Raw genomic sequence first — 13,918 nt, 5'->3', positions numbered from 1 at the left:
AACACAATCTTTTAAGCCTCTAAAACTCCTGTCTTTTAAAGAGTGGAGATTACGCATTGCCTCATGTTTTTGTTTCTTACATATCTTTTTGGATCACGCCCCTCATGTCATACGACAACGCTCCAAACCAAACACATTCAAATCTCAAACACGCTCAAATCCCAAATACATTCAAATCCCAAATACATTCAAATCAAAAACACTTTGGTTGCCAATTCACATGCGTGTTTTAAAGAAACATCTCTCAAAACCCTCAAGCCCATTTTGCGACAGCACCTACAAGAATATAAAATCTATAAAGCCTCTAAAAACACTATTTTTTAAGCCTCTAAAACTCTGTCTTTTAAAGAGTGGAGATTACGCATTGCCTCATGTTTTTGTTTCTCACATATCTTTTTGGATCACGCCCCTCATGTCATACGACAACGCTCCAAACCAAACACATTCAAATCTCAAACACGCTCAAATCCCAAATACATTCAAATCCCAAATACATTCAAATCAAAAACACTTTGGTTGCCAATTCACATGCGTGTTTTAAAGAAACATCTCTCAAAACCCTCAAGCCCATTTTGCGGACAGCACCCACAAGAATATAAAATCTATAGAGCACCATCTTTACACTTCATAAAAGTGCAAGATAAAAGTACAAGCTGGCACCATCCATCATACACTCCTACCCCCCAATGATGCCCTTGAAACGGTTTATTAAGAGGCATTTTTATTCATTTTTTGTAAAATTTCATTCCACAATAGCGCATCCAGCTTGCAATGTACAAGAGACATGATTTTGGTCAATTTAAAATAAACAGACTTAAAATGAGAGAATCCTATGGTATTCGAGGTTTTTCATTCAACATGCAAAACATTGAACACTGTTTATCAATTCCACATGTTTTATAAATCAACACGATGCGCCATAACAGGATAAAGGAAAATATTTATGAAGTGGTGCGGGTGGTCGGACTCGAACCGACACTCCTCTCGGAACCAGATTTTGAGTCTGGCGCGTCTACCAGTTCCACCACACCCGCACATTGCTATAAAAGACAGGACTATAAGAGACAGACTTGTCGATTATTCTTTTGCACTATATGAAGAAGCACAGATTCGTCAACAGAAGACTTCTCATTTTTTAAGAATTCATATCATTTTCTTATCTGTTTTATGAAATATTTTCTTTATTGGATTTCTCTACCGGATTTATAACAATCTCATTTGTAAAGTCTTTACCTCTTAAATTTATAGAAAGCCTCATGATATTAAACAAATTAAAGCTTTGGACGATTTCTTTAGCAAATCGGCGTACAGCACCACACTGGCTTGGTTTCATTGCCTTTATTGAAAGTTCTGTTTTTCCAATTCCGATAGATGTTTTATATATTCCGATGCTGCTTATCCATCAAAAGCGGGTTTATTACTATGCTTTGATTGCGACTATCTGTTCTGTATTAGGAGGCATTGCCGGTTGGTTTATCGGACATTTTGCCTATGATACTCTTGCCAAACCCATTTTAGAAATTTACGGTAAGGTTGAAAGTTTTGAATCTCTGAAAAATAGTGCAACCCTGCAATTTCTAGTCATTTTACTGATAACATCAGGTTTTTTTCATCTTCCCCCCATCAAGATTGTCACAATTTTGGCCGGTGTAATGAGTGTACACCTTGAACTTTTCATTCTTATTTGTATTTTTTCTAGAGGCGCTCGTTTTTATCTTCTCGCATGGCTGATTAAACATTTTGGACAAAAAGCAATGAATTTTCTAGTACAGCATTTCAAATGGATTATTCTCATTGGTTGTGTTAGTCTCGTTTTAATTTATGGGATTTTCATAGCTTTTTTAAACAAAAAGCTTTTATAAGGAACAGACTTAATGGCGTGCCTTTTGTCTTCTCACCCACTTTTATACAAGCACCTTCATCTTGAACCCAGCAGAAAAGAACAAAGTTTATGGGCTTTTTTTCTCGCTTTTTGTTTGTCCGCTACAATAGGTCTTGCCCTTGGTTTTGAATATTTTGGAGGGTATCTTCCTTGCGATTTGTGTCTCATAGAGCGTTTCCCCTATTATGGGGCCATACCCTTTTTGCTCTTAGCAGGTTTTGGGGCATATTTTTTTCGCATAACTGCTTGGATACAACTTTTATTTTTGTGTGTTTTTGTCTTAATGTGTATAAGCCTTGTTTTAGCCGTTTATCATGCAGGTGTTGAATATGGCTTTTGGGCAGCTCCCCTCAGTTGTGGTTTAAGCGCAGTCAGAAAAACCTCAGACATTAACCAGCTACTTAACCAATTAAACAACATTCATCCCCCTTCTTGTTCTGAAGCATCCGCACGCTTTCTTTTTCTTTCATTTGCCGGCTGGAATGTCGTCTCAAGCCTATTTTACATGCTTATTAGTTTTTATGTTGCCTCAAAAGGGCTCTTTTCAAGCAATAAAAAACTCTAACCATAAAATAGAAACAAAACCGCATGCACTCGTTCTCTCCAATCGTTTTCCCCTAACCAACACCCTCCAGTCACCAATCACCACCCAAAACCACCCACCGCCAAACCAACCCACCAACACCAACGAGTCACCAACATCCCACCTATCACCAACATCCCTCCTCTAGCGTTGTACACAAAAGACAAAAATAAGCAGATATATCCATTTTATGGTTTCACCTCTCTGTACTTATGAGCAACATTTTGATAAAAACCCGTGATAGAAAAGCCGTAAAATAATAAGTGAGGGGACCGATAAATATAAATGGTCTGCTATGGCTGAAGATAAGAACACAGCGCCTTCTACCCTATCACCTATTTCCTTAGATATAACCAAACTTGAAGAACCATGTGTTATGATGGAACATGATCATAATGCATGGCGCGAGCATATAAGAGAAACGGATTTAAATGCTCCTTACAAAAAACCACCTCACATAAAACCACGAATCAAATCGGCACCACGCATCAGACAAGTTTTTTGGTGCGATTTTCCTCATGATTCGATACTCCCTGAATTTTGGAAAAAGCGGCCTGTTTTAGTGCTTTCTAAGAATGCAAAATTATATGGAAATGTGACAGTTTTACCTTTTTCAACGAAATCACAACCCAATAATCCCGCTGCGTATCCAATACAATCTCCCATAGAGAATAAAAAAGCATGGATTATCTGCAATTATGTCACAACAGTTTCTGTAAGTCGTTTAAGTTGCTCACGTACCGTTCCAAGGTTATCCTGCGAAGATTTTCATAAAGTTGTAGCTCTGATGCTCAAATATTTACCGCATTTACAGTATTGACTTTTGAGAAAAATAAGTGTACCTATATCAGCATACACGGCATCAGTAATGGTGGCCGCTTCCCCGAAAGGGGAGATAGGAACGAAGGAGTGGGAAACCGCTCCTTTCGTCATTTTTAGTATTTTTTTTGAGAACTTTTTAGCCATTTTTTGCAACCTTCCCTAGAACATATCCAACATTCATTCTCCACCGTTGTTGTTTTGAAATATCTGCGATTTTGGGTAAGAAGAAGGCACTCTCCGTACTGTTAATCCGGTAAAGTTTCCCATGGAGATTACCGTGATGTTGTACATATTTATCATTTCATTGCACAAAAAACCGTGCTGCCGTTGCTTAAACTTTATATGATTTGCCGCAATGGGAATATCTTTCCAAGATTGAAAAAAACATTTTCATAATTTGGCATAACAAACAATCCCTTGTTCTTCGCGCTCTTGAAGTGTTCAATCGCTCAATTTACCAAAAGATATTCGACCTCACAACTTGTTTATTTACGTCCCTCAATACGGATGAAGCGGATGAAAAAGCCAGCATTTTTGAAAAGAAAAAAATAGTAAAGAGCATTTAATGATTCAAACGCTTTAAGACTACACAGAATACTCCATTCATCTTTGAACGCATCTGTTTCTGTAAAGAAAGCTAACAATGCTTATGTAATCTGAATAATATTAGTTTACTTACCATATGATAACCGATTGATAACGATAACGCTAAACACAGAACTTATATCACCAAACCGCAAAATAGTGTTTTTACGATATAACAAAGAAAATTCTGTAGTAAAACAGAAATCAACACCCAACCGATTTCTATCTCTTCACCAATAACAATTGTTTATTGCCCTAACCACATTATTTCACCGGTCACACGACCTAACATAGCTTTTGCAGATAGACTTTTCTTCCTCTTCTCCGAAAAACGATATATGTTAAGCTATTTGGGGATTTACTGCTAAATTGCTAATGCTTGCGCTTTGAATGCCTTTTTCTCGCCGTATAAAAGGTAGATAAAAAAATAATTTCGTTTATCAGCTTTATTTTAAAGACACACCTATTTTTTACAGGATGCGTTCTCCCCTCTATCAGCCCTATCGCATTTAATACACTTGTCGTTTCTAAACATGAACAACCAAGCATCAGAGTGGAGCAATAGACTCTCATCACTTTCATGGGCACTTGCATTGACAAGAGATAAACAAGAGTATTGATCATCACACACGGAGCAAAAATCTATAGCGACTACGCCATAGACTTTCGCCACGCACGGGTTATTCTTAGAGCATATTTATGATGAGATAATCATTTATGACATTCTTTTTGTTGCGCCACAGAACGGGTTTTGCTAACCAGTTTTACTATTGTGCAAATTTTTCAAGAGAAATCCTCACTCGCTCATAGATGACAAGATTTCTTTATGGAGAGCGCACATGGCGCTCAGTTTTGACCTTTTCCATAACAACGATAAGTTCAAACTTTAACCAACACGATAATAGACCTACTCTAAACGATTTACGCACCACCTCATCCGCAGCACATTGCCAAATATCCGTACATTTCCCCGAAAAATTTTCACACTTTTACGCATAGTAAAAAAAAGATTAACTTTAATCATGTTACTCTCCTTAAATTGACAACGGATTGCAAAATGCCCAAAAAAATCAAACAAAAATAGAGAGGTACGTTACGAAAACTACAGGGTAAATTTTACTGCCCCAAAATGTCTATTTTCCCCGTCTGAACCGTCAGAGGAACACTATAAAAATTATTTTCATTGAAAAACAATTACTTATAATCTAGGGAAGAAAAGTAAAAAACTCCCCCAGAAAAAGAGATTATCTTCAAAATTATCAAAAAAAGCAGCACAATTTTAGTGATCTTTTTATTTTTTTTCTTTTGATAAAAGAGAGCTGGCAGGTGTCTTAGGCGCCCCTCCGGTAGGTTCCCAATTCGCAACAGCCGCTAATTCCTCAATAACATCCTTTTTTAACTTACCATTTTTCTTATTGTGTAAATCATATTGATCAGCATTCTGTTGCAACCATTTTGCAAGCGTTCCTTTAACAGTTTTACCACCCTCAACCTCACTCACCGCTTCCCATGCCGCAACAATAGCAGCAAGCTTTGGAGCATAACGTGGATGCGTTGGATCTTGAAACGCATAATATTTTTGGTCCTTAGTCTCAGCAGAATCATCCTCAGGGAAAAAAAATGGAGGGTACAGACCACGCGATGAAAGCCATTCTTTTAAATCATCAACGCGAACATATGAGGAATCTGCATCTATAAAATCCGAAAAATTATAGTACGACCATTCTATCTCTAATCGATTGCTTTTTCCCGCTTGAACGATAGCATGATAAGCTGCACGGAAATTAGCAGTTTTCTCTGATGATACGGAAAGGTTATCTTCGTAAATATCACTTTTTTCTGGTTCTAATTTGTTGACAAACAAATACTTTCCTGGATTTAATCCAACTATTAAAAGCGCTGCCTGCAGTATTGTTAGTTTTTCAGAAAGCCGCCAAAATTTCAAACCATCACTATTTTCCATATATGCTCCCTTTTTTATCTGCACAATTTCGCTCTTTTTTAAAAACATCAAAAACGTTTGTTAACGCATAGAGATTATGCACTTCTCACATTTCAACTCATCCCATACTTTAAATAAAAACACAGCACCCACACCCCTCCTTGTGATACACAAGAAAATGATTTGAATTGTTTCAATATAAGAAGTTTTGAAGTGAGAGAATCCTACTGAATTTTGGGCTTTCATGCAAGATATCAGGCAAGTTACAAGGCGATAAATGCCCCTTCATAAAGCATAAATTTTTATGCGTGATCTCAAACAATTTAATATGGATAATATCTCTTCATTTATGCACTCCCACCCTTAAACCTGTCCCTGCAATTACAGCACAAAAGATAATTCGTTACACGCTAACAAATCCACCTAAATGCAAAAGCTGTAACAACGCTAAAATGCGCGTAAATATCATAAGAATACTGTCTTACACCTCCACAAGTGGGATCAAGTGGCGTAAAACTTTACAATAAAATGCCATGCCTATAATGAACCGTGCTAAAGACTGTCACAACACTGGGAGCTAAGGTGTACGATGATGCCGGCTTGCTCTTTTATGAAGCGTAAAGATTAAGAAGACTCAATGGAGTTTATATTATTTCATGGAAATTTTGTCGCTCTACCCTTCTATACTCTTCACAGGGGCCCCCTCGCGAAATGGGCTTTTATCCCTTGAAAAAGATCTCTTTTTAAAGAATCATTTCAAAGTCCAAGAGCTGTTACAGTCTTTTGAACGCATCAAATGAATGATGATGCTAGCTTATTCCTTTCCTATATTCTCGAGCATCAATACATTGAAATACTTCATTGAAACGCCCCTTTAGCAAAATAAAGCACATTGTCTCTTAAATTTTTTCACGCAATTATTTCTTTCATGCGCCCCTGTCGTCTCCATTTGATAAATCTCCTTGTACTTTCTCAGCATCCCAGCACCTTTTTTCTCAGTGCAACCTTTTTGTAATTTGTCAGTTTTTAACTTTTAGATTGACTTTTGGTTTATTTTTCTTATGTTTTAGAATTATTCTAAAGTGCAAAGGAACAGAAAATGTTGAAATTGTTTTTTTCATTTGTACAACGTAAAGCTCTGTCCTTTCGTTCAGCACAAAACGTGATGCTTAAAGCGCTCAAATTAAAAGAGCAACATGCGGCGCTCTATTTAAAATATGCAAAAGCTCTAGAACCTTATTCCTCTAAGGAAGCCGCGGTTTTTACCGCCATGGGGCTTCAAGAGCTTAAAAATTATAAGCAACTTTTGTGTCTTTCTTGCCATAATCGTGCAAACACTATCGGTTCGTTATGTGACAAAACTTCTCTTGTGAAAGGCAAGAGCCGCCATCCATCCCAAAAAACAATAGCGGCAAACCACACCATAAAAAAACCTTCGAAAACGCAAAGACAAACACTTTTGACTTGGATTCAACCAGGTCTTGCAGGATTAATGGATGGCTCTGTCTCGACCCTTGCCCCCATTTTTGCCGCAGCTTTTGCCACGGGAGACACGCACCAAACTTTTTTGATAGGGCTCTCAGCTTCAATTGGTGCAGGACTTTCAATGGGTTTCACAGAAGCAGCCCACGATGACGGAAAATTATCAGGGCGTGGTTCGCCATTAAAAAGAGGTATTGCCAGCGGCATTATGACAACATTAGGAGGATTAGGCCATACTCTTCCCTATTTGATCAACTCTTTTTATGTAGCAACAATTATTGCTTTTATCATTGTTTTTTTCGAACTAGGCGCCATCGTCTGGATTCAGAACAAATTCATGTCAACTCCCTTTTGGCGTGCATCGTTACAAGTTATTATTGGCGGAGCGCTCGTTTTTGCTACGGGTATCTTCATTGGTAGTATTTAAAACAAACAGCATGAAAAATAAGCATTTCCCATACAAAACAAGCAGCAAAACCCATCGTCCCATCTATAGATTTTTCGCTGCTTGTTTCAAACGGAATCTTTTGTTAGAGTTGTGTTTGTTTTTTCTATTTTGGAGATGCTTTGACCATGCCTTCTACGCACCTGAACAGCCAAAAGAGTCCTTCTTCCTCGAATGCATTTCCTTCTCCCCCTCCACAACAAATAACCTTATCGATCCAGCGTCTTGAGCATGGACAAGGTTTAGAACTTCCTCACTACGCAACGGCTGGTTCTGCGGGTCTTGATCTACGGGCAGCAATTAGAGAAGAAGAAACGCTTGTTCTTGCCCCAGGGCAGCGCGCACTCATTCCAACGGGTCTCATTTTTCACCTTCAACCTGGTTTTGAGGCACAAATACGCCCACGCTCTGGCTTAGCCTTAAAGCACGGCATCACATGCCTCAACACTCCAGGAACGATTGATAGTGATTACCGTGGTGAAGTCAAAGTTCTTCTTATCAATTTAGGCCAAGAAGACTTTTCTATCCAACGGGGAATGCGCATTGCCCAAACAGTCATCGCCCCCGTATTCCAAGTCAAAGTTTGCGCTATTGAACCAGAGCAAAATACCCAAAGCCATAACGAGAGCCGTGGAACAGGAGGTTTCGGTTCAACGGGACATACTTAAGAAGCTCTGAAAAAATCACTCCCCTCAAAATATAACACTCGCTTATTCTAACTACTCTTTCACTGAAAGTCTTTCGGGCTTTTAAAGTATAGAAGGAGTGCGCTTTTGCTTTCAAAGTTTTTTTACCAAACACCCCTCTAAACGATCATCCTTACTCTTCCTCTGTCTCTTCTCAATCTTCACATGCCCTAACTTTATCCCTTCAGCGTCTTGCACTTGGAGCAAGGAAACTTCTTCACTACGCAACGACTGGTTCTGCCGGTCTTGGATTTACAAGCAGCAATTGGAGAAGAAGAAACGCTTGTTCTTGCCCCAGGGCAGCGCGCACTCATTCCAACGGGTCTTATTTTTCACCTTCAACCTGGTTTTGAAGCACAAATACGTCCACGCTCTAGCTTAGCCTTAAAACACGCCATCACATGCCTCAATACTCCAGGAACGATTGAGTGTGATTATCCGGAAGTGAAGTCAAAGTTCTTCTTATCAATTCGAGCCAAGAAAACTTTTCTATTTAAACGGAGAATGCGCATTGCCCAAACAGTCATCGCCCCCGTATTCCAAGTCAAAGTTTGCGCTATTGAACCAGAGCAAAATACCCAAAGCCATAACGAGAGCCGTGAAACAGGAGGTTTCGGTTCAACGGGTCATACTTAAGAAGCTCTGAAAAAATCGCTCCCCTTAAAATATAACACACACTTATTCTAACCACTCTTTCACTTAAAACCCCTTGGGCTTTTAAAGTGTAGAAGGAGTGCGCGTTTACTACTTTCAAAGTTTTTTCACTAAACGCACTTCTAAACAATCATCTCTCAATTACGTTTCTTGTACTACACAAAACTTCATTATCACCGGATACCCCTCCCCCATAACAAAAACATTGGCATTAACCATTAAAAGCTCACACACCGCTTGTAATGTCGACAATCTATATATCATATTGATTTATAATAATGAATTGTCTTTCAACTTAAATGAGAGATCTCAATACTGTAAGATTGTTTCATTGCAAATCTATTTATATTAAATCAATCAAAAGCATGTCTCTCACGTTCCAAACGTGGCTAGCATGTGGATAAAAACTGGAAAAATGCCTATAATGAATACTTGTACTCAGCACTGTCACAACATTGGGAGAAAATATAAATACGATAATGGTGCTCGCTTGCTCTTTTGTTAAGCATAAAGATAGTGAGGTTCAATAGATTTTTTATTATTTTACGGGAGCTTTACCGTTATACCATTTATAAACACCGTCGCAAAAAGGGCTTTAAAATGTATTAAGACACACAACAATCACCCTTGGCTGTTTTTCTTGATCGCACCTCTTGAGGCAAGATGAGCAGTGCTTAATCCTAAAAAAACCGATTCAATATATAAACCCCCTGCATAATATAAACCCCCTGCATATGCCTCCCCTGCGTAATATCAAACTCATCCGTATTGGGTTTAATAAATCCACGACAAAACCCTCATCAATTTCACTCTACGACTTTGAGTCATATGCTTTGCTTCCTGCAACAAAGGCTATTTTTATCACTGGTCAGAGGGCATCGGCTGGAATATTAGCGTTTACCGCAGTGCCCGTTATTACGGCATTCACATGCCCCACAACGTTACCACCCGCGCTACCACCCGCTCCATCGACAGCAACGTCCGCTACCCCTGTTGTTTTATTATTGATCTCACCTCTTGAGGTAAGATTGGTAGAGTTTTGCAATCCTACAAGACCGATTTTATTATATCCAGCCATGCGTATTTGATTTAATAAATCGATGACAGTACCATAATCAATTTCGCTATCGGCTTTGATTAAAATTTTTGTCTCTAAATTTTGCGTAGTTTCCCTCAACAAAGCTTCTCTTAAAGCTGCCTGTTCTACAAGATGATCACCAATGTAAAGAGAACGATCTTTTTGCAAAGTAACATAAAGGGGTTCATCAGACTGAACCACTGAAGGTGCTTGAGTTATAGAAGGAAGCTGAACGGGAATGGCAGATGTTGCCAAAGGCGCTGCAACCATAAAAACAATAAGCAACACCAATACAACATCAATAAAAGGAGTCACATTGATTTCGCTTTGCAACCCACTCTCGTCTATATCCCAATCATTATTAAGGCTTGCTTTCATTTTTTATGACTTTTCTGTTGTCTTTGTCTATCAAGTTCACGGCTCAAGAGCCTTTCAAGAGCCGCAGCGATATCACCTAAATCATTGCGATAACCACTCAAAGCACGCATAAGGCTATTATACATAACAACGGCGGGAATAGCTACAAAAAGCCCAATAGCCGTTGCGAATAAGGCTTCAGCAATTCCAGGCGCCACCACATCAAGTCGCGTTGTTTGAGACTGAGCAATCCCAATAAAAGAATTCATAATTCCCCAAACAGTTGCAAAAAGACCAACAAAGGGAGCAATTGCGCCAATAGTTGCAAGAACAGCGCTTCCACATGCAACACGGCGTGTAGCAGCCAACAAGCAGCGTGACAAAAGTGAATGAACCCTTTCTTTTAAACCTTCATGAACATCGCGAGCCTTAGCATCGCGAACATCGCGGGAAACATCTTCATATTGATTGCTCTCCTCATAAAAGAGAATATCTTCAATCGTTTGTGCACTTTCCCCTGCACTGGTTTTTTCACCAGAGCTTTTATTTATCCCTTCAGGAGCAGAAAAATGAACCTGTTGTGTAGAAAGATACACCTCTTTAAGAACTTCTTTGAGAAAAAACACCCCAGCCCCTTTGCTTTCTTTCAAGCTAGCTGCCAAACGCGTAAGAGTCTGAGCATTAAGAACCAATTGAAGTTCATGACGTACTCTTCGTTTTACCAAAGTGATCTCAACAATTTTCACAAAAGCAATTGTCCAAGACATAAGTGAAGCAAGTAACAAAATAATGATAACGGCTTTCACCACCCAATCAGCAGCCATAAACATAGAAAGAGGAGAAAAATCATGCACTGTCAATACAGAAGACATATTATCTAAAGGGACTGTTTTATCTAAAGGGACTGTTTCAGATTCCATTTTTATCTCACATTCTTGTGCTCTTATCTTTATTTATGAGCTGGATCGTCACCCCGCACAGCATCACTGTTCCACAATGCCACTACCCTTTTAACGTCGCTTTCGCATTCCTCTTAAGAAAGAAAACTTGATAAATCAAGTATAGTTTTATTCCACAAGCTCTCTCTTATTCTAAAGAAATCACTCAAGAAATTTTTCTCTAACAATTCAACAAGTTTATCTTACTCAATCAATTTATTGCATAAATTAGGCAAAATGATAAACTTACAAGAAATATTGCATATAATATTTTCATTTATAAGAATAATTTATCATCGTTCCTGTTGAATAAATCCCTCATATCGCAAAGCTTCTTTCATTTCAGCGGCTCTTTTAAATCCAACAAAATAATTTCTTTCATGGAATAAGCAGCAAAAATATCATAAAATCCTTGGAGAAAAGGATATGCACTTCTCTAACAATCAGTGCACTAAAGTACCTTCTATCCAAATAAAAATATACCTTTTTTTAAAAAAGAACGATCGCAATATCTTAAACTGACCAAAAGTATAATGGGAGAGCGCGATTAGCCCTCAAATACATAGAGAGCAAAGAACAGAAATAGCATTTTCTTTTTCTTCTGCAAAAGCATAAAAATGACATTACTTCTGCCGCAAAATCACAATAACCATGTTTTTTATCTGTCACAAGCCCAAAAAATAAGCCTCAACACGCTTTTTAAAAAAACTTTTATAAAAAAACTGTGCCATGAGAAACTGAAGAATGGTGCTAAATTCCTGCAAAAGCATAAGACAATTTTCAACCGATGTAATCCTTTACGAACAGAGCATATTGTATAGGAAAGATTTATTTTATCAAAAACAGTTTTAAATTCGACAAAGTGAAAGGAACCAAAAAAAACTTTTGGCGTTACTCAAGCAGTGAAAATTTTCACTCCAATGCAAATGATCACTATGAACACACCAATGCAAATATAATGAATCAAGAGGGAAAAATATCATGGCCCATAATAAAACAACACAGCACGATAAATCAGCCGTAGAAAAAGACCTACAAGGACAATTAGAAACGTTACGCACTGAAATTTCAGGGATTACCTCAACCCTAACAGATCTTGGTGCAAACAAATTCAACGCCGCCAAAGACAAAGCGGAAAAACTATATCACTCAGCGAAAGAAAGTGGTGAAGACATGATGTCTCAAGCAAAAGAAAAAATCAGTGATCTTGAACAAACCATGAATCAATGCGTTCGCAAAAATCCTGGTAAAAGCGTTTTGTTTGCTGCAGGGGTTGGTTTTATTCTTTCTCAATTACTGCGTCGTTAAGCAATGCATAAGTTTATCGCTCCTCTTTTAAACCATCTTGTCGGTGGAGGGCTTAAAAGCACAGTCAAACAAGTACGCCTTCAAGCAATTTGCTATGGGTTTATTGGCATTTCATTCTTCATGTCTTTGCTTTTTTTATGTATCATCGTTTTTATTGCGTTATGTTCTGTTATGAAACCTCTTGCCGCCGCTAGTATCATGTTTTTAATTTGTCTTTCTCTTGCAGGATTAGGTCTTATTATCAATCGTGTTCTCAAGGCTTATCAACGCTATGACCAACAAAAAAAGACAGAAGAACAACGCCAAAAACTCATGACAGACGCGACCGTTTCCAGCCTTGCAGCTCTCAGTCAACATTTCCCTTTTGCCAAATTGAGAGTTCCCATTCTCGGACTTGTAACTTATTTTCTATGGAAAAAAGATAAAAAAGACCGCTTTTCAAAGTAAAATATGTAAAGCTGTCACTCTAATCCCCCCAATGTGCTTTCTTTTGCTATAAAAGAAAGCACATCTTTTTCATCATAGTCTCTTTAGCTTCTTCAAGTTCCTGAAAAGAAATCCCCTTTATTTTCGCTAAAAAATCCATGGATCCGATTAAATCTCTTTCAGATTGCAATCCATGTTTCATGAACATAGCAACATGAGGCAAAGCTTGCGTTAAAAATTCTGATTTGATTGGAAGCAATGTAGTGCTTTTTGAAGATAGGGATAATTCGCTTCTACCTTTCTCTATTTTTTCATAAGCCTTTTTTTCATGACCAAAGGTCATGTTATTGATTTGAGTGTGTTCAGATTTTTCTGAACACTCGTTTTTGTTACAATTACAATCATAGTTAGGGGTTGTATGTTCTATGTGTATCTTGTCAGCAAAATGCCTGTATCTTGTTTTTGATGTTTTTGCTTTAAAAATCTTTCTAAAATCCACTCAAAAAGACCTATCGCTTTGTGCAATTTTTCCACCAAAGCTTTAGCCGGCCACCCAATAATATGAATGATTTTTTTGCATTCTAGAAAAAAGCAATAACATAAGCGGTGTCACTTCCATTTCAGCGTAAGAGGTTTTTATTTGACGCACCAATCCGTTCTATCAAACTTATGTAAATGTGATCATTTCTGATTAAATATACTGTTGATTTCCTGCTTCTTTGAGGCTGGT

Annotated in this window: 12 protein-coding genes and 1 tRNA gene; 8 read left to right on the top strand and 5 right to left on the bottom strand. The window is 38.0% G+C overall.

Features of this window, described 5'->3' with window-relative positions; all coding sequences use genetic code 11:
* Positions 1 to 949 precede the first annotated feature (949 nt).
* Positions 950 to 1,034: transfer RNA gene (locus ACFIKH_RS07040), tRNA-Leu, on the bottom strand.
* A gap of 222 nt (positions 1,035 to 1,256) precedes the next feature.
* Between ACFIKH_RS07040 and ACFIKH_RS07035 the strand changes: the two genes are divergently transcribed.
* The 3 genes from ACFIKH_RS07035 (at position 1,257) to ACFIKH_RS07025 (ending at position 3,285) form a co-directional block, all read left to right on the top strand.
* A complete protein-coding gene (locus tag ACFIKH_RS07035; protein WP_375625309.1) occupies positions 1,257 to 1,862 on the top strand; it encodes a YqaA family protein in 606 nt (201 codons plus the stop codon).
* Positions 1,863 to 1,874: 12 nt separating this feature from the next.
* Positions 1,875 to 2,447, top strand: a complete 573-nt coding sequence (locus ACFIKH_RS07030) for a disulfide bond formation protein B (RefSeq protein ID WP_375653632.1) — start codon at positions 1,875 to 1,877, stop codon at positions 2,445 to 2,447.
* 313 nt (positions 2,448 to 2,760) lie between these two features.
* Positions 2,761 to 3,285: a type II toxin-antitoxin system PemK/MazF family toxin gene (locus tag ACFIKH_RS07025; protein ID WP_375625307.1), complete on the top strand. Its 525-nt coding sequence runs from the start codon at positions 2,761 to 2,763 to the stop codon at positions 3,283 to 3,285.
* Between the two features lie 1,878 nt (positions 3,286 to 5,163).
* On the opposite strand, the gene ACFIKH_RS07020 is transcribed toward ACFIKH_RS07025, so the two are convergent.
* Entirely contained in the window at positions 5,164 to 5,835 is a 672-nt protein-coding gene (locus ACFIKH_RS07020; RefSeq protein ID WP_375625305.1) for a hypothetical protein, read from the bottom strand.
* A gap of 1,078 nt (positions 5,836 to 6,913) precedes the next feature.
* Between ACFIKH_RS07020 and ACFIKH_RS07015 the strand changes: the two genes are divergently transcribed.
* The 3 genes from ACFIKH_RS07015 to dut (ACFIKH_RS07005) all read left to right on the top strand — a co-directional run bounded on the left by ACFIKH_RS07015 (position 6,914) and on the right by dut (ACFIKH_RS07005) (position 9,063).
* Positions 6,914 to 7,723, top strand: a complete 810-nt coding sequence (locus tag ACFIKH_RS07015; RefSeq protein ID WP_375625304.1) for a hypothetical protein — start codon at positions 6,914 to 6,916, stop codon at positions 7,721 to 7,723.
* Positions 7,724 to 7,869: 146 nt separating this feature from the next.
* Positions 7,870 to 8,409, top strand: coding sequence for a dUTP diphosphatase (gene dut, locus ACFIKH_RS07010; protein ID WP_375625303.1), 540 nt, complete (start codon positions 7,870 to 7,872; stop codon positions 8,407 to 8,409).
* 264 nt (positions 8,410 to 8,673) lie between these two features.
* Entirely contained in the window at positions 8,674 to 9,063 is a 390-nt protein-coding gene (gene dut / locus ACFIKH_RS07005; protein ID WP_375625302.1) for a dUTP diphosphatase, read from the top strand.
* An 886-nt stretch (positions 9,064 to 9,949) separates the two neighbouring features.
* Here dut (ACFIKH_RS07005) and ACFIKH_RS07000 read toward each other — a convergent pair.
* Together ACFIKH_RS07000 and ACFIKH_RS06995 are read right to left on the bottom strand one after the other, a co-directional pair.
* Positions 9,950 to 10,537 (bottom strand): biopolymer transporter ExbD, encoded by a 588-nt coding sequence (locus ACFIKH_RS07000; protein ID WP_375670217.1) that lies wholly within the window; start codon positions 10,535 to 10,537, stop codon positions 9,950 to 9,952.
* Positions 10,534 to 11,436 carry a MotA/TolQ/ExbB proton channel family protein gene (locus tag ACFIKH_RS06995; protein WP_375625300.1) on the bottom strand — a complete coding sequence of 301 codons (903 nt, stop codon included), beginning with the start codon at positions 11,434 to 11,436 and terminating at the stop codon, positions 10,534 to 10,536. The genes ACFIKH_RS07000 and ACFIKH_RS06995 overlap by 4 nt, the downstream gene beginning before the upstream one ends.
* A gap of 999 nt (positions 11,437 to 12,435) precedes the next feature.
* On the opposite strand from ACFIKH_RS06995, the gene ACFIKH_RS06990 reads away from it, so the two are divergent.
* Positions 12,436 to 12,762 carry a YqjD family protein gene (locus ACFIKH_RS06990; RefSeq protein ID WP_375626476.1) on the top strand — a complete coding sequence of 109 codons (327 nt, stop codon included), beginning with the start codon at positions 12,436 to 12,438 and terminating at the stop codon, positions 12,760 to 12,762.
* A 3-nt stretch (positions 12,763 to 12,765) separates the two neighbouring features.
* Positions 12,766 to 13,209: a hypothetical protein gene (locus ACFIKH_RS06985; RefSeq protein ID WP_375625298.1), complete on the top strand. Its 444-nt coding sequence runs from the start codon at positions 12,766 to 12,768 to the stop codon at positions 13,207 to 13,209.
* A 46-nt stretch (positions 13,210 to 13,255) separates the two neighbouring features.
* Here ACFIKH_RS06985 and ACFIKH_RS06980 read toward each other — a convergent pair whose 3' ends face one another.
* Positions 13,256 to 13,687, bottom strand: a complete 432-nt coding sequence (locus ACFIKH_RS06980) for a hypothetical protein (RefSeq protein ID WP_375671297.1) — start codon at positions 13,685 to 13,687, stop codon at positions 13,256 to 13,258.
* Between the last annotated feature and the right edge of the window lie 231 nt (positions 13,688 to 13,918).

Source organism: Bartonella sp. SD1336NMGDW, assembly GCF_042193565.1.
Classification (GTDB): domain Bacteria; phylum Pseudomonadota; class Alphaproteobacteria; order Rhizobiales; family Rhizobiaceae; genus Bartonella; species Bartonella grahamii.
The sequence above is the reverse complement of the archived record's forward strand: the minus strand, read 5'-3'. Positions and strand labels throughout refer to the sequence as shown.